Annotated in this window: 15 protein-coding genes; 4 read left to right on the top strand and 11 right to left on the bottom strand. The window is 73.4% G+C overall.

The features are described 5' to 3' along the window. Nucleotides 1-212: 212 nt before the first annotated feature. Nucleotides 213-3,056, top strand: a complete 2,844-nt coding sequence (locus P2424_RS13000) for a PQQ-binding-like beta-propeller repeat protein (RefSeq protein WP_276475917.1) — start codon at nt 213-215, stop codon at nt 3,054-3,056. 81 nt (nt 3,057-3,137) lie between these two features. Here the strand turns inward: P2424_RS13000 and P2424_RS12995 are convergent, their stop codons facing one another. Then, entirely contained in the window at nt 3,138-4,037 is a 900-nt protein-coding gene (locus P2424_RS12995) for a hypothetical protein (RefSeq protein ID WP_276475916.1), read from the bottom strand. Nucleotides 4,038-4,266: 229 nt separating this feature from the next. Between P2424_RS12995 and P2424_RS12990 the strand changes: the two genes are divergently transcribed. Further along, complete coding sequence (locus P2424_RS12990; RefSeq protein ID WP_276475915.1) at nt 4,267-4,812, top strand: hypothetical protein; 546 nt, start codon at nt 4,267-4,269, stop codon at nt 4,810-4,812. 189 nt (nt 4,813-5,001) lie between these two features. Here P2424_RS12990 and P2424_RS12985 read toward each other — a convergent pair whose 3' ends face one another. The 10 genes from P2424_RS12985 to P2424_RS12940 all read right to left on the bottom strand — a co-directional run bounded on the left by P2424_RS12985 (nt 5,002) and on the right by P2424_RS12940 (nt 15,848). Further along, entirely contained in the window at nt 5,002-5,160 is a 159-nt protein-coding gene (locus P2424_RS12985; RefSeq protein WP_276475914.1) for a hypothetical protein, read from the bottom strand. Nucleotides 5,161-5,419: 259 nt separating this feature from the next. After that, complete coding sequence (locus P2424_RS12980; RefSeq protein WP_276475913.1) at nt 5,420-5,659, bottom strand: hypothetical protein; 240 nt, start codon at nt 5,657-5,659, stop codon at nt 5,420-5,422. Between the two features lie 226 nt (nt 5,660-5,885). Next, entirely contained in the window at nt 5,886-8,831 is a 2,946-nt protein-coding gene (locus P2424_RS12975) for an AfsR/SARP family transcriptional regulator (protein ID WP_276475912.1), read from the bottom strand. 253 nt (nt 8,832-9,084) lie between these two features. Then, nucleotides 9,085-10,326, bottom strand: coding sequence for a cytochrome P450 (locus P2424_RS12970; RefSeq protein ID WP_276475911.1), 1,242 nt, complete (start codon nt 10,324-10,326; stop codon nt 9,085-9,087). Then, a complete protein-coding gene (locus tag P2424_RS12965) occupies nt 10,296-11,609 on the bottom strand; it encodes a cytochrome P450 (RefSeq protein ID WP_276475910.1) in 1,314 nt (437 codons plus the stop codon). Before P2424_RS12965 ends, P2424_RS12970 begins: the two co-directional genes overlap by 31 nt. Further along, nucleotides 11,606-12,208 (bottom strand): ATP/GTP-binding protein, encoded by a 603-nt coding sequence (locus tag P2424_RS12960; protein ID WP_276478949.1) that lies wholly within the window; start codon nt 12,206-12,208, stop codon nt 11,606-11,608. The genes P2424_RS12965 and P2424_RS12960 overlap by 4 nt, the downstream gene beginning before the upstream one ends. 40 nt (nt 12,209-12,248) lie before the next feature. After that, entirely contained in the window at nt 12,249-12,617 is a 369-nt protein-coding gene (locus P2424_RS12955) for a DUF742 domain-containing protein (protein WP_019359527.1), read from the bottom strand. Then, nucleotides 12,614-13,039 carry a roadblock/LC7 domain-containing protein gene (locus tag P2424_RS12950; protein ID WP_075002686.1) on the bottom strand — a complete coding sequence of 142 codons (426 nt, stop codon included), beginning with the start codon at nt 13,037-13,039 and terminating at the stop codon, nt 12,614-12,616. The genes P2424_RS12955 and P2424_RS12950 overlap by 4 nt, the downstream gene beginning before the upstream one ends. Continuing rightward, entirely contained in the window at nt 13,036-14,634 is a 1,599-nt protein-coding gene (locus P2424_RS12945; RefSeq protein WP_276475909.1) for an ATP-binding protein, read from the bottom strand. The genes P2424_RS12950 and P2424_RS12945 overlap by 4 nt, the downstream gene beginning before the upstream one ends. Before the next feature lie 530 nt (nt 14,635-15,164). Further along, nucleotides 15,165-15,848, bottom strand: a complete 684-nt coding sequence (locus tag P2424_RS12940) for an aldo/keto reductase (RefSeq protein WP_346660080.1) — start codon at nt 15,846-15,848, stop codon at nt 15,165-15,167. Here P2424_RS12940 and P2424_RS12935 point away from each other — a divergent pair. Both P2424_RS12935 and P2424_RS12930 read left to right on the top strand, forming a co-directional pair. Beyond that, complete coding sequence (locus tag P2424_RS12935; protein WP_276475908.1) at nt 15,828-16,763, top strand: helix-turn-helix domain-containing protein; 936 nt, start codon at nt 15,828-15,830, stop codon at nt 16,761-16,763. The genes P2424_RS12940 and P2424_RS12935 overlap by 21 nt on opposite strands. Nucleotides 16,764-16,892: 129 nt before the next feature. Beyond that, the gene (locus P2424_RS12930; protein WP_276475907.1) at nt 16,893-19,481 is read left to right on the top strand and encodes a bifunctional FO biosynthesis protein CofGH; all 2,589 of its coding nucleotides are present in this window, start codon (nt 16,893-16,895) and stop codon (nt 19,479-19,481) included. The last annotated feature ends 81 nt before the right edge of the window (nt 19,482-19,562 follow it).

Below are 19,562 nucleotides of genomic sequence, written 5' to 3'. Positions count from 1 at the left end.
GATACTCGTCCGAGGGGGCAAGCCGGATTCTCCGGCTCATCCGGGGCTTTGTCCGCCTGCGACGACACGTACGTGCCGCCCCCGGGTTCGCAACCGGCGCGTTCGCCAGGAAGAATCAGCGTCCGGACCGCCAGGTCCGGCACGGCAGTGAGAGGCTGCACGGGGTGGGAACGGGCAGATTTTACGGCCCCTACGGGGAGGTGGCAGGACAAGTGGTGGAGCAGCTCACACAGCACGATCCGCGGCGGATCGGCCCGTTCGAGGTGCTGGGCCGTCTCGGTTCCGGCGGTATGGGGCTGGTCTACCTCGCCCGCTCGGCGTCCGGCCGCCGGGTCGCGATCAAGACGGTGCGCACCGAACTGGCCGAGGACCAGCTCTTCCGGGTGCGCTTCACCCGTGAGGTCGAGGCGGCCCGGGCCGTGAGCGGCTTCTACACCGCCGCCGTCGTGGACGCCGATCCGCGCGCCGCCGTGCCGTGGCTGGCCACCGCCTATGTGCCCGCACCCTCCCTGGAGGAAATAGTCACCGAGTGCGGACCGGTGCCCGTGCAGGCCGTGCGCTGGCTGGCGGCGGGGGTCGCCGAGGCGCTCCAGTCCATCCACGGCGCGGGCCTGGTGCACCGCGACCTCAAGCCGTCCAACGTGCTCGTGCTGGAGGACGGCCCCCGCGTCATCGACTTCGGTATCGCCTCGGGCGTCTCCAACACCCGGCTGACCATGACGAACGTCGCCGTGGGCACCCCCGCCTACATGTCCCCCGAGCAGGCGCGGGACTCCCGCAGCGTCACCGGGGCCAGCGACATCTTCTCGCTCGCCTCCACCCTCGTGTTCGCCGCCACCGGCCACGCGCCCTTCCACGGCGCCAACCCCGTGGAGACGGTGTTCATGCTGCTGCGCGAGGGGCCTGACCTGGAGGGGCTGCCGGAGGATCTGCGGCCGCTGATCGACTCCTGTATGCGGATGGCCGCCGAGGAGCGGCCCACGCCCGCCGATCTGCAGGCGCAACTCGCCCCGCACCTCTTCGGCGCCGGGAGCGACGACAGCGGCACGGTGTCGGCGTGGCTGCCGTCCACGGCCGTTTCGCTGATCGAACGCCGCAGAGGCGGCCGCACGATGCGGCGGCAGAACGCGGCAGCGGCCGACGGTGCACCCGCAGGGCCCGGACCCGGCGCTGCCGGGGGCGGGCCGGGTGCCGCGGCCGCCGCCGGAGGCTCGGCCCTGGGGTCCGTGGGGCCCGGTGGGCCGCCCGCCGCCGGACGCGCCGCCTCCGGGCAGGACCCGGCGCCTTCCGGACCCGCGGCCGCCGTCGCGGAGTGGGACCAGGGCATTCCGCCGGGGCCGCGTGCCGTCGGCTCGACCGGGCTGTCCGGCGCCGGGAGCGGCTTCGCGTCCGACGGGGCGCCCGGCCCGGCCTCCGGCTCGGCTCAGGGGTCGGGCCCGGACGCGGGGCCGGTCGTCTCGCGTCCGGCCGCCCAGCCCGGAGCTCCGGGCGCCGGGTCGGTGCAGTTGCCCGGTGCGCAGGTGCCGATCGGCCCCGGCCCGCGGCGCCCCGACGAGACCGGCCGGGACGCCGAGGCGGCCGCCACCTCCGGCTGGGTGCGTCCCCCCGGCGGGCAGGACGGTGCCCCGCAGGCTGCCGCCCGGCCGTACGCGCAGCAGCCGCCCAGGCCCGCCTCGGCGGCGGTGCCGTCGCTGTCGTCGGCCGAGCCGGCGGCGCCGCCCGCGCCGCATCCGCCGGCCCGCCCCTACGGGGCTCCCGGCCCGCGGCACGCCGGGAACTCCGACCACGCTCCAGGCCCGGGGCAGCCCTCCGCCGTGCCCCCGCCCACCGGGCAGCCGCTCCAGCCGCACTCCGGGATGCCGCAGTCGCCGCCGTCCGCGGGGCCGGGGCAGGCCGGCGGCGGCCCGCAGCCCGAGGGGCCGCAGCGCTGGCGTCCGTGGCGGTTCCGGATGTCGAACGATGTGTGGGGCTCGCCCGTGGTCGCCGACGAGCTGGTGTACGTGACCTCCTTCGAGGTGCACGCGCTGGATGTGGCGAGTGGGCGCAGGCAGTTCAAGACCCGGGAGGTCGCCTGGTCGATGGCGGTCTCCGGGGGCCGGGTGCACGCCTCGGACGGGCCCAGCCTGTACGCGCTGGACGCCACCGACGGCTCCGAGCGGTGGCGGCTTGCCACCGACGGCTGGGTCTACTCGCTCCAGGTCGATCGCGGCACCGTGGTCACCGGAACCCGCGGCGGCGGGGTCCAGGCGTGGGAGGCCGCCAGCGGCGAGAAGCTGTGGGAGCTGACAGGCGCGCAGGCCGACTTCGAGACCCCGGAGGCGGGGCCGGTCATCGCCGACGGCGCCGTCTGCACCTGGGCCGACGGACGGCTGTACGTGCTGGAGGCGCGTACCGGCGCGGAGCGCTGGACCTACCCGGTCGGCGACGCCTCCGCCACCGGCGGGGTTCCCGTTCGGGTGACGTCGGCGCCGGACGGGGCCCTGTACGTGTGTGCGGGCTCCCGGGTGTTCGCGCTGGACGCCGCGACCGGGCGCGAGCGGTGGCGGTTCGACGCCCCGGCCGCCTTCCTGTGCCCGCCCGCGTTCGTACCGGGCCCCGGGGTGACGGGCGGGGGCATCTACCTCGCGGACTACCTCGGCACCGTCTACGCGCTGGACTCCGGTACCGGCCACGACCGCTGGCGGATCGCCACCGAGCCGCGGCACTCGACCGAGCCGGTCGTCACCGCGGACGGGCTGGTGCACCTCGGCAGCGGCAGTGCCCTGTACACGCTGGACGCCGTGAGCGGGACACCGCGCTGGCGCTTCGCGACCGGCGCCGATGTGGTGGGCGCGCCCGTCGTCGCCGACGGGCGGGTGCACTTCGGCTCCGCCGACCACTGCCTCTACACGGTCGACGCGGTGGGCGGCCAGCTCCGCTGGAAGCTGGCGACCGGCGGCGAGATCACCGGGTCGCCGGTGGCCGTGGGCGGGGTGGTGTACGCGTGCAGCAAGGACCGCTGCGTCTACGCGCTGGACGCCACGAAGGGCACCGGTCAGGCCAGGCACTCCGGCTGACCTCCGCTTCCGCCGGTCCGCGTCCCGGGCGTCCGCCGCGGCGCGACCGGCAGGGTGCCGGGAGCGGGGCGGCGCGGTCGCTCAGGCCGCGTCCCGACCGCGGTGCGGCCAGGTGTCCTCGTCGTCGGGGTTGCCGGACTCGCCGGGCCGTCGGCTCCCGGCGGGCGGCCACGCGTCCCCGGGCCGACGCTGCTCGTACGGTTCGTCCAGCGGAGCCCCCTGCGTGCCGGGCTGCGGCTCGTACGGCTCGGGACCTTCGGGCAGGGGCGGCTCCGGGTGCGTCCCCCGGGGTCCGCCGTACGGATGCTGCGGCGGGGGAGCCCCCGGCTCGGGCGGCGGCGGCCCGGGCTCGGGCGGCGGCGGCCCCGGGTACGCCTGCGGCGGCGGAGGCGCGCCGCCCGCGCCCGGTCCCGGGGGCTGCTGCCACCGGGGATCGGCATAGGGCCGCTCCGGCGGCGGGGGGCCCACGAACGGCTGCTCCAGGGTGTCCTCGGTGCGGTCCGGTGCTCCCCGGAAGGGCGGCGCGGCGGCTGCCGGTTCCGCCGCGTGCCGCCGCCGGGCCGCGGTGCGGCGGCCCGTCATCAGGGCCCCGGCGAGCAGCAGCAGCAACGCGCCGCCCAGGGCGAGCCCGGCTCCGGAGGCGAGCCCGCCGGTGTTGCCGGCGGTGAGGCTTCCGGCGGCCTGCCCCTGCCGCACCATCCACAGGACGGTGACTCCCAGGCCCAGTACGCCCGCCAGCGTCACGGTCAGCCGCGAGCGCAGCAGCACCCCGAGCACGGCGATCACCGCCACGACCAGCATCAGCACGAACAGCCCGGTGAACAGGGCCGCATCGGCGCTGGTGACTCCGGTCCCCGTGAAGAGGTCGTCGATGCGGAAATCACGCCCGAGGCGGCCGTCGTACCACGGTCGGAAGGGGCTGTATACGGCGGCCGCCGCTCCGATGAGGGCGAGCAGGGACCCGAGAAGGTTCCGGATCATGGTCTCGCCTCGCTTTCCGGCGCCGCTCCCGGCGCCGCACGGGTGCGTGATCCGCATTCGACGCTACGCCGCCGGGAACCCCCTCGCCACTGCGCGCGTCCTGAGCCGATGATAGGAGTTGTACTGCACGCGACAACTGTCGCCGGGGCGTCCTGCCCCGGGTGCCGGGGGCGCGCAGCGCGCACCGAAGTCGCGGAACAGTCGCAAACGACGTCTCGGGGGAGTCCCAATGAAGCGGATGCGCCATCTCAAACTGATCGCCGCCGTCACGCTCGTGCTGGTGGCGCTGAGCGGCTTCAGCCCGGCCCGGTCCTCGGGCGGCCGCGGTGGCGGCAGCAAGAGCCACAGCAAGAGCCGCAGCGGACACGGCGGCGGCGGTTGCAGCAGCAAGAAGTCCAGCAGCCACAGCTCCAGCCGGGACTACGACAACGACTACGACGACAGCTACGGAACCACCACCTCCGGCAACTCCAGCAGTTCGCGCCAGAACCAGGCCGACGGCTCGGGCACCGTCACCGAGTGCGCCGCGGCCAAGGGCAAGAACCTGAAGAACCGGGACGAGCCCGGTGCCACCGTGCGGGTCCGCAACTCCGGTGGGAGCAGCGGCACCTTCGACGTAGAGGTGGCCTTCCTCGACGGCAACAGCGAGACCGTCGACACGGGTTCGGCCATCGCCGTGGTGCGCCCCGGCCGCAGCAAGACGGTCCAAGTGCCGATGGACCACCCCGACCGGCTGCGCAAGGTCCGCGAATGCGAGGTCACCTCGGTCTTCTGAAGCGATCGGCCCCGCAGGCGACCGCTCCTCCGGGGCCGCTCCCGGGACCGTCCCCGGGACATCACTTCGGCAACTGCGGCCGCCCAGACGGGACGTGCGCCGGAGCCGGTGACAGATCCGCGCCGGGGCCGACGGTGCGGCCCCGGCGCGGGGGGAGCGGTCGTTCCGCCGCGTGGGCGGCACCGGCGCTCAGGTGGAGTGGTTGTTCTCCGTGTGGGCGGCACCGGCGGTCAGGTGGTGCTCCACGGACGGCTGGTCGGCGGTGGCGGCGAGGGAGGGCCCTGCCAGCAGGCCGACGAGGCCGAAGGCGAGCGCCGTTGCGGCAAGAACGCTTCTTACACGACTCACGGTGACTCCAGGTCGATTCGGGATCGAATGCTTGTGCCTTGACTGTTGAGTACCCAACTCCGGGCGTTCTGCCCGGAGAACCGGCGACCGGTCCGCACCGGTCCCGTGCGGACCGGTCGCCGGTGGGCCTGGCCACCGGGTGCGGGTCCGGGCCCGCAGGCCCGCACCCTGGCGGCGAAGGCGCGGGTTGCCATCGACGACTCCCCCTCTACGCCGTCGATGGCGACCCGCGCTTCTTCCCCCTGCGGTGATGGTCTCGCTACCGGGCGCCGACTTCGGCCTGCTCGGGCTCCCCGGACTCCTCGGATATCCGGGCCTCGTCGGACGCCCCGGGCTCCTGCGACGCCTCAGGAAGGATGGTGCCGTGGTTGTTCTGGGCGACCATCGGCGTGCTGGTGCCGTGGTTGTTCTCCGTGCTGGGCGCACTGGTGTCGTGGTTGTCCTCGGTCCCCGTTGTGGACTCTTCCTGCTCGTCCACGGTCTGCTCGTGAGTGGCCATGGTGGCTAGCTCCTCGATCTAGGGCGTTGCGTCCCTGGTGGAAACCCGCCCGGCAGCTCCCCCGAGGACCGCCGGACGGGTCTGTCGCGGCCGCTCACCGTACCGGGGCCAGCGGCTTCCCCCCTGACCCGCCTGCCCCCCGACGCGGCGGATCGTTGGGTAAAAGCATCGCCGAGGGCGATAAACGATTGATGAACGCCCGATAATCGAGGCCGCGAGGCGGCGTTCAGCGCTCCGCGACCCGCGCCAGCACCTCTCTGACCTCGGCACTTTCGGGCGAACCGAGCGGCTCGAAGATGGCCAGCGCCTCTTCCAGGCAGGCCCGTGCACGGCGGGACTGGCCCAGCTGGGCCAGCGCCTTGCCCAGGACGACGAGCACCGTCGCCTTCCGCCACTCGCCGCCGATGACGCGCAGCGCGATCGCCTGCTCGGCGTGTTCGGCGGCCCGGGCCGCGTCCCCGGACAGCAGGTGCGCCTCGGCGATCCGGAAGTGGGTGACGCCCTCCCAGCGCGACTGGCGGCTGACGTGGAAGATCTCGCGCGCTTCCGTGAGATGCCGCAGCCCCTCCGCCACCCGCCCTGCGGCCGACAGCGCGGAGCCCAGCGTGTAGAGGGCGTTGGCCATCCGCAGCGTGCTGTCCATCTCCTCGTAGATCGTCACGCCCTGCATGGCCAGCTCGACCGCGCTGTCGTGCCGCGCCAGCGCGGTGTGCACCCGCGAGAGGTTGCACAGCGCGCTCGCTTCCGAGGGCCGGTTCTCGTCGGCGCGGAAGGCCAGGATGGCCGCTTCCAGGTGACTCTCCGCCTCCTCGTGCCGGCCGAGGTAGGTGGCGAGGATGCCGAGGTCGTTCGGCGCGTAGGAGCAGGAGAGCGGGTCGTCCGCGGAGCGGCCCAGTTCCAGGGCGCGCACCGCCTCCTTCTCGGCCTGCGGGAACCGCCCGCCCAGTGCGTGGGCGTGGGTCAGCATGATGCCCGCGCGCGCTCCCGGGAGGGCCTCGTGTGCCCGCTCCGCCGCCTCCCGTACCACTGCCGCCGCCCGCTCGTAGCGGAGCGAGTGGACGCCGGAGTCCGCGAGATCCTTGGTGGCCACGAGCAGATCGGCGGCCGGACGGAGGGCCCCGCGGGAGGCTGCCTGCCCGATCGCCGCCATCAGGCACTCCCCTTCGGTGAAGAGCCACTCCAGGGCGCTCTCCTGGCCGGGGAACTGAAGCCCTTCGCCCACCGGCGGGCCGAGGTGGTCGACGGTCCGGTCGCGGGGGTGGTCCCAGGCGAACACATGTCTCGCCGTGGCCAGGTAGAAGTCCAGCAGCCGGGCCCGCGCCGCCTCGCACTCGCCGGTGGGCTGCTCGTCCCGCTCAGCACACGCCCGGGCGAAGAGGCGCACCAGGTCGTGGAAGCGGTAGCGGCCCGGCGCTGCGGACTCCAGCAGGGAGGTGTCCACCAGAGATTCCAGCAGGTCCTCGCTCTCCTCCGGGGCGCGGTCCAGGAGGGCCGCCGCGGCGTCCAGGGAGATGTCCGGCCCCTCGGCGAGGCCCAGCAGCCGGAAGGCGCGGGCCTGTTCGCGGTCGAGCTGGCCGTAGCCGAGTTCGAAGGTGGCCTTCACGGCCTGGTCCCCGACCTGGAGTTCGTCCAGCCGGCGGCGCTCGTCGCCGAGCTTGGCGGCGAGCGCGGAGACGGTCCAGGTGCGGCGGGCCGACAGCCGGGCCGCGGCGATCCGGATCGCCAGCGGCAGGAACCCGCAGGCCGCCACCACGTCCATGGCGGCCTCGCGCTCGGGGAGCACCCGCTCCGCGCCGACGATCCGGGTGAAGAGGGCGAGGGCCTCCTCGGGGTTCATCACATCCAGGTCCACCAGGTGGGCACCGGCCAGGTCGACCATCCGTGCCCGGCTGGTCACCAGGGCCGCGCACCCGGAGGTGCCGGGCAGCAGGGGCCGTACCTGGGCGGCGTCCCGGGCATTGTCGAGCAGGGCCAGCACCCGGCGTCCGGCCAGCAGCGAGCGGAAGAGCGCGGAGCGCTCCTCGGTGCCGCCGGGGATGGCCGAGTCGGCGACGCCCAGGGCGCGCAGGAACGAACCGAGCACGGTCTCGGGGTCGACCGGGGCGGCCCCGGCGCCCTGAAGGTCGACGTAGAGCTGGCCGTCGGGGAACCGGTCGGCGGCGGCGTGCGCCACATGGATGGCGAGGGTCGTCTTGCCGACGCCGCCGATGCCCGCGACGGCGGAGACCGCCATCACCGTCCCGTCGGTCTGCGCCAGTTCGTCGCCGAGTTCGGCCACCACGGAGGCCCGGCCGGTGAAGTCGGCCACGGTCGCCGGGAGCTGGGCCGGCCGGGTGGTCTCGGCGCCGGGCGCGGACGCGTCCTCGGCCGACTGGTAGGCCAGCTCGTCGTCCGCCTCCAGGATGCGCTGCTGGAGTTCGGACAGTTCGGTGCGCGGGTCGACGCCGAGTTCGTCGGCGAGCAGCTTCCGGGTGTCGGCGTAGACAGCCAGCGCCTCGGCCTGCCGTCCGCTGCGGTAGAGGGCGAGCATCAGCAGCTCCCGCAGCCGCTCCCGGAGCGGGTGCGCGGCGGTGAGCGCGGTCAGTTCACTGACTGCCTCGGCGTGCCCGCCGACCTGGAGGTCGAGGTCGAGCCGCAGCTCCAGCAGGCCGAGCCGCCACTCGCCCAAGCGGACGCGCTGGTGTTCGGCGTAGGGGCCCGGGACGTGGGCGAGCGGCTCGCCGGCCCACTGGGCGAGCGCGGAGTGGTACAGCTCACGGGCCGCTTCGCGGTCGCCCGCCGAGGCCGCTTTCTCGGCGCGTACGGCGAGTTCGTGCGCCTCCTCCGCGTCCAGCGTGGCCTCGGGTCCGGTGCGGACGGCGTAGCCCCCGGACTCGCTGACCAGGATCCCGGCGGCGGAGCCGAGTGCCTTGCGGATGCGCGACGCGTAGGTGCGCAGCGCGGCCTTGGCCCGCTCAGGCGGGTCCTCGCCCCAGATGGCGTCGATGAGCTCCTCGGCTGTGGAGGTGCGGCCTCCGGGCAGCAGCAGCGCCGCCAGCAGCGCCTTCTGCTGGGGTGAGCCCATGGGCAGCTGCTGGTCCCCGCGCCAGGCGCGGACTGGACCGAGCACAGTGAAGTGAAGCCTGTTCCCCTGACGCTCCGTTCCGACCTGTTCCTGGTCCCCGGCGCCCATTGGTGTGCCCCCTGCGAATCCGCACTCCTCCGTTCCCCGCACGGGTCAGTCTGCCTTGTTCTCGGCAATTCCGTCAGCTGAGTGCCGGGCTCTCTACGAACCCTTCGAATTCGGAGGGGAAACGAGCCGTCGCGGAAGGTGTCCTCCTCGCCGGCGCCGGCCGCCGCGTGCGCCGAGCCGGGGGAAGGCTGCCGGCCCGGTCCCGCCGTGCCGTCCGCTCCCGCCGACGCCGGCTCGGAACCCCCTTCGGGGCTCAGCCCAGCGGCCGCACCGGCAGGGTCGCGAAGCCGTGTGCGATGGCCGAGGGGACCTGGGCCAGTTCCTCGGGCGGTACGGCCAACGCCAGGTCCGGGAAGCGGTCGAAGAGCGCCGGCAGCGCGGTCCGCGCCTCCATCCGCGCCAGCGGCGCACCCAGGCAGAAGTGCACGCCGTGGCCGAACGCCAGGTGCTCACCGGCCGACCGCAGAACATCGAACTCCGCAGCCGACGCACCGTACTTGCCCGGGTCCCGGTTGGCCGAGGCGATGGTGGACACGATCGCGTCGCCCTGCCGGATGGTGGTCCCGTCCGGCAGCTCGATCTCCTCGACCGCGAAGCGCAGCGGAAGGTTCGCGATACTGGGCGCCCAGCGCAGGGTCTCCTCGATCACATCGTCCCAGGACGCCTTCCCCAGCCGCACCAGGTCGAGTTGCTCGGGATGGGTGAGCAGGGCGTGGACCGCGTTGCCGATCAGGTTGACCGTGGTCTCGTGCCCGGCGCCGATCATCAGCAGCAGGGTGTCCAGCAGTTCCTTCTCGGAGAGTGCGGTGCCCTCGTCGTCCCGCGCCGAGACCAGCACGCTGGTCAGATCCTCACCCGGCTCCGTGCGCTTGGCCTCGGTCAGCGCGGTGCAGGCGGCCTGCATGTCCACCGCCGTCTGCCCGGCCTGCTCGGCCGTCAGCGTGGTGTCCATGATCAGGTCCATCAGCCGCTTCATCTCGGGCCGCTGTTCCTCGGGAACCCCGAACAGCTCGCAGATGACGTTCATCGGCAGCGGATGCGCGTACGCGGAACGCAGGTCAAGCGGTTCGCCGCCGGGCCCGGCCTGCCGAGCCCGGACTTCCATGGCGTCCAGCAGTTCGGTGGTGATCCGCTCCACACGGGGCAGCATGGCGGCCGTCCGGCGCGCGGTGAACGCGGGCGCGACCAGCTTGCGGAGCCGCTTGTGGTCCTCCCCGTAGGAGCACAGCATGTTCTCCCGGTCGAGCCAGGTCAGCAGCCAGGTGTCGCGGAACTCGCCCCGCTGCCAGGGAGGCCAGTGCTGCCGGGGGTCCTTGGAGACCCGAGGGTCCCGCAGCAGCTGCTTGAGCACCTCGAACTCGCTGATGTACCAGGCGTGCACCCCGGCGGGCAGCTCGACCAGAGCGGCGGATCCCAGCCCCCGTATGTGCGTGGCCTCGCCGTGGATGTCCCGACCCAGCGGATCTATCCGGACTGTCTGCTGCTGCGCTTCCACGGCTTTCCTCCTGCGGAGTCGGGACTGACGGGGCTGAACCGTGCGGGCAGCGCGACGAGCCCGCGCTGGAACGGGCCCGGCCGCCAGGCCAGCTGGTCGTAGGGCACCGTCAGTTCGATGTCCGACAGCCAGGCGGTGAGCCGCTCGATGGCCGTCGTGGCGATGAGCAGCGCGGGCTGCTGCGCCGGGCAGGCGTGCGGACCGGCGGCCCAGGCCAGGTGCGCGCCGCCGCCGGACCCGGCGGCGCCGGTGCTCTCGCCCGGTGCGGACCGCCCGCTCTGCGTGGAGGCCGCCGCGTAGGAGACCAGCACGAGCTGGCCAGCCCGCAGCCACACCCCGTGGAAGTACACGTCGCGGCGCGGGTAGTGCGCCGAGTAGTTGGCCATCGGTGGCTCGTTGCGCAGCACGTCGTGAAGTGCGTCGCGAGCCGTCAGCGCACCGCCGGAGAGGTTGCCGTAGTAGCGGTCGTCGACCAGCATCCGGCTGAGCGCGTTGCCGATGAGGTTGGAGAGCGGCTCGTAGCTGGCGCCCAGCGTCAGCACGATCTGGTGGATGATCTCCTCGGCGCTCAGCATGGCGGGGTGCTGCATGAACCAGGACGTCAGGTCCTGGCCGGGCTCCCGCTGCTTGAGCTGCGTCAGTTCGGTGACGTAGCTCATGTAGGCGGCTTCGGCGGCAGCCGCCTCCTCGGGCGTCTTGCCGTCGAACATCCCCATGATGCCCCGGATCAGCAGCTCGCTCTCCTCGTCGGGCAGGCCGAACGCCCGGTTGAAGTAGAGCAGCGGCAGCACGCGGGCGAACTGGCCGATCAGGTCCGCCTCGCCGTCCGCGGCGAAGCTCGCGATCAGGGAGTCGGCGACCTCCTGGACGTTCTTCCGCATCTCGTGCGGTTCCTGCCGCCCGAAGCTGTCGGCGATCACCTTCCGGTAGCGGGCATGTGTCTCACCGTCGGTGAACAGCGCGTTGGGCCTGCCGCGCAGCATCGGCATCACGGCCGAGTCCTCCGGCACACTGTTCAGCCAGATACTGGAGTCCTTCGACCAGGTGGCCGGGTCGTGCAGCAGGTCCAGTGCGGCCCGGTAGTCGATCACCAGCATGGCGCCCACGCCGGGGGCGATCTCCACGGGCGCGAGGGCGCCGTACTTGCGCAGCCGGTCGTAGACGGCGTACGGGTCCGCCGCGAACTCCTCCCCGTACAGCTGGGTGACCTGGTGGTTGGGCCGGGACAGCGGCGGCGGCATCTGGCCGGAGGACGGGTGCCCCGGCGCTGGGACGGTGCTCAAGAAGGCTCCTGGGACGGCTGCGGCTGGTCTTGCTGTTGCTGGTCGAGGGCTTCCAGGACATGGCTGACGAGCGCGATCAGCGCGTCCGCCGACTGGCTCCGGTCGCGCGCGTCGCACACCACCAGCGGGGTGTCCGGGTGCAGGTCGAGGTGGTCGCGCAGGGTCTCGGCCTGGTGCTGCGGGGAGTCGGGGAAGGAATTGACGGCCACCGCGTACCGCAGCCCCGCCTCCTCGATCATGTCCATCACCTCGAAGGAGTCCGCGAGGCGACGGGTGTCGGCGAGCACCAGCGCGCCCAGCGCGCCGCGGGCGATGTCCTGCCACAGCGGGCGGAACCGGCGCTGCCCCGGAGTGCCGAACATGTACAGCACCAGATCCCCGGGCAGGGTCAGCCGCCCGAAGTCGATGGCGACCGTGGTGGTGGTCTTGTCCCGCACCCCGGCCAGGTCGTCGACCAGCGCGCCGGTGCGGGTCATCACCTCCTCGGTGTGCAGCGGCTGGGTCTCGGACAGCGACCGGATGAAGGTGGTCTTGCCCACCCCGAACGGACCCGCGACCAGCAGCTTCACCAGCGTCTGCGGCTTGTCGTCCAGGTATATGGAGCCTGTCGGCGCCGCGGAGCCCGACGGGGTCTCCGGACTAGGAGGACTTGAGAGTGCGGAGTCCATTGAGAACTTTCTCCAGAATCTGCCGCTCCGGCAGTTCGGCGTCGGGAATCGGGGCGCGGGCCATCAGCCGGCCCGCGTCCACCAGGTCGGCCACCAGGACCTTGACCACACTGACCGGGAGCCGCAGATGCGCGGCGGCCTCGGCGAGCGACAGCGCACCGCCGCGCAGCAACTCCAGCAGCCGGATCTCCTCCGGGCGGAGCCCGGAGACCGTCGCGGGGTCCGCCGCGCCGTGCAGCACGGTGAGGCGGTCGAGAGTGTTGCGGCTGGGCCGGGCTCGTCCGGTCGTCGCCAGATACGCAGGCACCAGGCGCCTGCCGTCACGGGGCGGCGGAGTCATGTGGTCGTGTCGTTCCTCGCCGGGCTGCTCATGGTCTTCGCACCCAGCGACGCGACCTGTACCTGCATCTGGTGAGTGACCACGCCCATGTTCACATCGGGGCCGGCGAAGACGGCCAGCGTGGTGTTCTCACCCGCGGGGATGGCGAAGACCCAGCCGTGATCGGACTCCACCACGGTCTGGCGCAGCCGCGCCTCGAACGACCCGGCGAACGCCGCCGTCGTCGTCCGGGCCGCGCCCTGGAGAGCCGAGAGCATCGCGGCCACACCCTCCGCGGCGTCCCGCTCCAGGTGCGGCGAGCGTCCCTCGATGAGGCCGTCGCCGGAGATGACGGCCGCGTGGATGACGTGCGGCAGCTCCAGCAACGGGCCCAGCACCCATGAGGTGTCGTCCCGGAGTGCCCTGCGTGCGGGGATTGTCATTCCTGCGGATTCCCTTCAGCGGAACGGGGATCGGCGTAGGGGTCGTCGGCGACCGCTGAGCCGTGTTGGGGGGACGGTGCTGCGGACGCCGGGCCCGCGCCACCCGCCTCGGTGCCCTCGTCGACCGCCGCGCGACCCGAGTTGGTGCCGCGCTGGAAGGCCGCCCAGCGTTCCGCGGTCTGCTCCGGCGACGCCTGCGGCTGCTGCGACGCCTGCGGCTGCTGCGCGTGCCGCCCGGTGGGCTGCGGCGCTTCCTCGGCCGGTACCTGGCCCGAGGCGCCCGACGGGCCCCCCAGGGTGGCGTCGGGCACCGGCTGGCGGCGCCTGCGGCGCGGCAGGTGCTCCTCGGACGAGGGAGCCTGCTGCCCGGCGTCCGGCCCGGGCTGCGCGTACGCCGAGGCGGTGGTGCCGGCCGCGGGTTCGCCCTGGGGCGGACGCTGCGGCACCGCGTGCCCGGGCAGCGCGGAGGGGACCGGTGGGGCGGCGCTCGCGTTGCTGCGCGGCACCGGGGCCATGGGGGACATCGGCTGCTCCTCCTCGTCGAGCAGCGTCAGCAGCGGGTCGCCGGGAATGTGGACGATGGCGCGTACACCGCCGTACGGGGACGGCTCCGCGGACGCCGTGAAGCCGTACTGCCGGGCGAGCTGCCCCACCGCGGCGAAACCGGTCTTGGGCGGGTCGCCCAGCTCGGTCAGGAGCGTGGTCTCCTGGCCCGACATCATGCGCTGGGCACGTTCCATCTCCTCGGCGTGCATGCCGACGCCGGCATCATCGATGATCACCGAGGCCCCGCGGTTGCCCTGCTGAATCGTCACTGCCACGGGGAGCTCGGGGTGCGAGTAGTGGAGCGCGTTGGCGAGCAGCTCGGTGAGGACCACGGCGCCGGGCTCCACGGCCCGTGCCACCACACCCACCGGGTCCCGAAGCTGGTTGGTGACCTGGACGCGCTCGTAGCCGCTGAGCCGGGACATCGCGCCGACGACGATGTCGCCCAGATGCGAGTTCTGCCGGGTCAGCCCGGGCCAGGCGCCGCAGACGATCGCGGTGGACTGGATGCGGCGCAGCGCCTGTTCGTTGAGGAAGTCGGCGGCGAGCAGGTCCTCGGCCACGAACGGGTCGTCGTAACGCTCCTGCATCGTCTGCAGCCGCGTCTGCAACTGGTAGAGCAGCGCCTGGATGGTCGTCGTCGCGCCCCGCATGGAGGCCTGCGCCGCTCCGTCCACGCGCAGCCGCTCCTTGGTGACCGCGTTGCTGACCTGCTCCAGTACCGCGGTCAGCCCACGGTCCAGCTCGGTACCCTGGAAGCCCGGGTCGAGCAGGCCCCGTACGGGGACGTTGGGATGGGCGAGCGCGGCGGTGAGGTCCGGGACGCGGGCGGCCGCAAGGTGCCGGACCTCCGCCTCGGTCGCCTGCGCCCGCCCGGCGAGGGCCGCCTGCTGGCGCAGCGCGTCCTGCAGATCCTTCTCGGCGGTGGCGGAGCGCTGCCGCAGCCGCTTCGCCTCCCGCGCCGAACGCGCCAGCAGGAGGGCGAGTGCCACGGCCGCCGCCGTCCCCACGGACAGGATGACGGTCAGCGCCACCGGTATCTCGGTCATCGGCGTCCTTGAGCGATTGGATTGTCGTGCGGGCGGCCAGTCCGCGGACTGCTCGCGAACTGATCAGTGAACAGCAGTCGTGCCATGTTCCCTCAGTGGCGTAGCGCGCGCAGCCAGATGCGGAATCAGTACTCCTGATTGCCGGGCGCAAACACGCCACGCGGCGCTGAGGCTAGCACCCTTGAGCGATTCTCAGGCACCTGGTCCGTCGGGTGGATTCCCGGAAGCCGGTGCGCAGTCCGCTGCCTGACGTAGCGTCATGTCGCGACACGTGCCGGATGCCCCGGGTCGTCCGCCCGGGAGGGGGAACCAGCCCCGCACCACCCGTTCCCCCTTCGCGTGTGGAACGTCAGCCCTTGCGCAGGTGGCAATGCGCCGGATTCCGCCAGGAAGACTTCGCAAGTCCTCCCGGTGTCGGTGATCGACTCTTCACCTTTCCTTCACGGGTGCGACGCGCCCCTTCCCCGTCCGGCCGCGACACGGAGACCGTCAGCACCCGGTTGTGGGTTCCCGCAACCGGGCACCGCTCTTCAGCGTCGCCGCAGCGCCGCGTCCGCGAGCGCCGGCGGGGTGTAGTAGAAGTCGTCCGGGTTCAGGTTCGTGCCCGGCGGGACGATCTCGTCGATCCGGTCCAGCACGTCCGCGCTCAGTGTGACCTCGGTACCCGCCAGCAGCGTCTCCAACTGCTCCCCCGTGCGCGGGCCCAGCAGCACCGAGGTGACCGCCGGGTGGGTGCGGACGAAGGCGGTGGCCAGGTGCCGCAGTGCGATCCCGGCCTCCCCCGCCGGCTCGGTCAGCGCGCGCACCGCCGCCAGTTTGCGCGCGTTGCCGGGCAGCCCCACATCGAACTTGTGCCGCTCGACGGCCGCGCGGCCCGCACTCAGGTCGATGTCCTCGGCCGAGCGGATACGCCCCGAGAGCCAGCCGCCGGACAGCGGGCCCCACACCAGCACACCGTGCCCGTAGCGCTGCGCGGTGGGCAGCAGCGCGGCCTCGGCGCCGCGTGCCAGGACCGAGTACGGCGGCTGTTCGGTGCCCGGCCGCACATGGCCGCCCCGCTGCGCCGCCCACTGGGCCTCCACCTGCAGCTCCGCGGGAAAGGTGGAGGTTCCCACCGCGCGCACCTTGCCCGCGCGGACGAAGTCGGAGAGCGCGCCGAGCGTCTCGTCGATGTCGGTGAGCGGGTCGGGGCGGTGCAACTGGTAGAGGTCCACATGGTCGGTGCCGAGCCGGCGCAGGCTCTCGTCCAGCGCCCGGGTCAGCCAGCGGTCACGGAGAACAAGGAGACGCTGGAGATCGGTGCCTTCCTGAAGTCCCGCAGGGCAGGGCTCGCCCCGGAGGAGCCGGGGCTGCCGCCGGTCCACAACCGGCGCCGTGTCCCGGGCCTCCGCCGCGAGGAGGTCGCCCAACTCGCGGGCATCAGCGTGGACTACTACATCCGTATCGAGCAGGGACGCGCCCGGAGCATCTCGGCCCCGGTACTGAAAGCGCTGGCCCGCGCCCTGCGGCTGACCGACGACGAGCACACCTATCTGCGCAACCTCGCCGACCCCCGGTTCGCCGACGGACCGCAGCCCGCTCTCGTCGTCAGCCCCGAGATCCGGCGGCTGCTGGACGCGATGGGCCCCTTCGTGCCGGGCTTCGTCTACGGACCGGGCCTCGACTACCTGGCCTGGAACACGCTGGGCGCCCGTATCGCCTTCGACCTGGACGCGCTGCCGCCGCCGCAGCGCAACGCTCCGCTGCTGGTCTTCGGCCACCCCGAAAGCCGCGACCTGCACCCCGACCGGGAGGCCGTGGCCGCCGAGACGGTGGCCGCCCTGCGCGCCGACTGCGCGCGCTACCCGTGCCATCCGCGGGTCAAGGCGGTCCTCACGGAGCTGCTCACCGGGAGCCCCGCGTTCCGCGCCCTGTGGGAGGACCAGCAGGTGCGCGAGAAGTTCGCGGGCAGCAAGCGCATCCGCCACCCGCGGGAGGGCGAGCTGGAGGTGGCCTACGAGACGTTCCAGGCCACCGTCGACCCCCGCCAGACGCTGTGCACCTACACCGTCGAGCCCGGCTCCCCCTCGGAAGCCGCACTGCGCCGGCTCGCGGGCCGGCCGGAGGAGACGGCCGCGCTCGTGCGCTGAGCCGCCCGGGCCCGCCGGCCGCGGTCCGGAGCGCGCGGGGCGCGCCCCGGTGCTCCGGCTCCGGTGCACCGCCGGAGTCCGCAGGTCACCCCGCTCCCGGCCGTCCGCGCCGCGGGCTACGCTCGGAGGATGACCTCACACGGACAGACGCCGACGGCCAACGCGATGCGGCGGGCCCTGAAGCGGGCGCGGGACGGGGTCGCGCTCGACGGGACGGAAGCCGCGGTGCTCCTCCAGGCGCGAGGCGACGACCTCGCGGACCTCACCGCGTCGGCGGCCCGCGTGCGGGACGCCGGTCTGGAGGCGGCCGGCCGGCCCGGTGTCATCACGTACTCCAAGAGCGTCTTCCTGCCCCTCACCAGGCTGTGCCGCGACAAGTGCCACTACTGCACCTTCGTCACCGTGCCCGGCAAGCTGCGCCGCGAGGGGCATGGAATGTACATGTCGATGGATGAGGTCCTCGACATCGCCCGCCGCGGCGCCGAACTGGGCTGCAAGGAAGCGCTGATCACCCTCGGCGACAAGCCCGAGGACCGCTGGCCCGAGGCGCGCGCCTGGCTGGAGGCCGAAGGATACGACGACACGCTCGCCTACGTCCGAGCGGTCGCCATCCGCATCCTGGAGGAGACCGGCCTGCTGCCGCACCTCAACCCCGGGGTGCTGTCCTGGACGGACTTCCAGCGGCTCAAGCCGGTGGCGCCCTCCATGGGCATGATGCTGGAGACCACCGCCGAACGACTGTGGAGCGAACCGGGAGCCCCGCACTACGGCTCACCCGACAAGGAGCCGGCGGTGCGGCTGCGGGTGCTGGAGGACGCCGGCCGCTCGAACGTCCCGTTCACCAGCGGACTGCTCATCGGTATCGGCGAGACGTACGAGGAGCGCGCCGAGTCGCTGTTCGCGCTGCGCCGGGTGCAGCGGGCCTACCACGGCGTCCAGGAGCTGATCATCCAGAACTTCCGCGCCAAGCCGGACACCGCGATGCGCGGCATGCCGGACGCGGAACTGGACGACCTGGTCGCCACCGTCGCCGTGGCGCGACTGCTGCTGGGCCCCTCCGGCTGCCTCCAGGCCCCGCCCAACCTGGTGGACGCCGAGTACGCGCGGCTGATCGAGGCGGGCATCGACGACTGGGGCGGCGTCTCCCCGCTCACCCCCGACCACGTCAACCCCGAGCGCCCCTGGCCGCACATCGACGAGCTGGCGGAGCGCAGCCGCACCGCGGGGTTCGAGCTGCGTGAGCGGCTGGCCGTCTACCCGGAGTTCGTCCGGCGCGGCGAGCCGTGGCTGGACCCGCGGGTGCTGCCGCACGTACGGGCGCTGGCCGACCCGGAGACGGGGCTGGCACGCGCCGAGGTGCGCCCCCAGGGGCTGCCCTGGCAGGAGCCGGACGAGGGCTTCACCCCGATGGGCCGCACCGATCTGCACCGCAGCATCGACACCGAGGGCCGCACCGCCGACCGCCGGGACGACTTCGACGAGGTGTACGGCGACTGGGAGGAGCTGCGCGAGCGCGCGGCGCCCGGCATGGCGCCCGAGCGGGTCGACGCGGATGTGCGCGAGGCGCTCGGCCGGGCCGCCGAGGACCCCACGCGGCTCACCGACGAGCAGGCCCTCGCCCTGCTGCACGCCGACGGACCGGCGCTGGACGCGCTCTGCCGCACGGCGGACGACGTACGCCGCGACGCGGTCGGCGACGACGTGACGTACGTGGTCACCCGCAACATCAACTTCACCAACGTCTGCTACACCGGCTGCCGCTTCTGCGCGTTCGCGCAGCGCCGCACCGACGCCGACGCCTTCACCCTCTCCCTGGAGCAGGTCGCCGACCGCGCCCAGCAGGCGTGGGACGTGGGCGCCGTCGAGGTGTGCATGCAGGGCGGTATCCACCCGGACCTGCCGGGCACCGCCTACTTCGACATCGTCCGCGCGGTCAAGGAGCGCGTCCCGGGCATCCACGTGCACGCCTTCTCCCCGATGGAGGTGGTCAACGGCGCCTCCCGCACCGGCATGTCCGTCCGCGAGTGGCTGACGGCCGCCAAGGAGGCCGGGCTGGACTCCATCCCGGGCACGGCCGCGGAGATCCTGGACGACGAGGTCCGCTGGATCCTCACCAAGGGCAAGCTGCCGACCGCGACCTGGCTCGACGTCGTCACCACGGCGCACGAGGTGGGCCTGGGCTCGACGTCCACGATGATGTACGGCCACGTGGACCAGCCCCGGCACTGGCTGGGGCATCTGCGGCTGCTGGCCCGCACCCAGCAGTCCGCGCGGGAGAAGGGGCTGGCCGGCTTCAGCGAGTTCGTGACGCTGCCCTTCATCCACACCAACGCGCCCGTCTACCTCGCCGGTATCGCCCGCCCCGGCCCCACGGCACGGGAGAACCGCGCGGTCACCGCCATGGCCCGGCTGCTGCTGCACCCGTGGATCCCCAACATCCAGACGAGCTGGGTCAAACTCGGCACCGAGGGCGCCGCCGAGATGCTCCGCTCCGGCGCCAACGACCTGGGCGGCACCCTTATGGAGGAGACCATCTCCCGGATGGCGGGCTCCTCCTACGGCTCCTACCGGTCCATCAAGGACCTGGTCGCCATCGCGGACGCCGCGGGCCGGCCGGCGCGTCCGCGCACCACCGGCTACGGCGAGGTCCCGGCCGAACGCGTCGCGGCCGCACACGCCTCGGACGGCCGGCTGCCGGAGCTGCTGCCGCTGGTGTGACGCCGCTCCGCCCGGTCCGGTCCCGGAACTCCGGGAGCGGACCGGGCGGCTCCCGCGGCCCCTCTCCGTCCGGCCGGATCC

The sequence above is a fragment of the Streptomyces sp. WMMB303 genome (assembly GCF_029351045.1).
GTDB lineage: Bacteria > Actinomycetota > Actinomycetes > Streptomycetales > Streptomycetaceae > Streptomyces.
This window is presented reverse-complemented; position numbering and strand designations above follow the sequence as displayed.

Coding starts and splice junctions, on each gene's coding strand:
- P2424_RS12995 (WP_276475916.1), bottom strand. CDS start 4,037: ATGATCCGGAACCTTCTCGGGTCCCTGCTCGCCCTCATCGGAGCGGCG.
- P2424_RS12990 (WP_276475915.1), top strand. CDS start 4,267: ATGAAGCGGATGCGCCATCTCAAACTGATCGCCGCCGTCACGCTCGTG.
- P2424_RS12980 (WP_276475913.1), bottom strand. CDS start 5,659: ATGGCCACTCACGAGCAGACCGTGGACGAGCAGGAAGAGTCCACAACG.
- P2424_RS12975 (WP_276475912.1), bottom strand. CDS start 8,831: ATGGGCGCCGGGGACCAGGAACAGGTCGGAACGGAGCGTCAGGGGAAC.
- P2424_RS12955 (WP_019359527.1), bottom strand. CDS start 12,617: ATGACTCCGCCGCCCCGTGACGGCAGGCGCCTGGTGCCTGCGTATCTG.
- P2424_RS12950 (WP_075002686.1), bottom strand. CDS start 13,039: ATGACAATCCCCGCACGCAGGGCACTCCGGGACGACACCTCATGGGTG.
- P2424_RS12945 (WP_276475909.1), bottom strand. CDS start 14,634: ATGACCGAGATACCGGTGGCGCTGACCGTCATCCTGTCCGTGGGGACG.
- P2424_RS12930 (WP_276475907.1), top strand. CDS start 16,893: ATGACCTCACACGGACAGACGCCGACGGCCAACGCGATGCGGCGGGCC.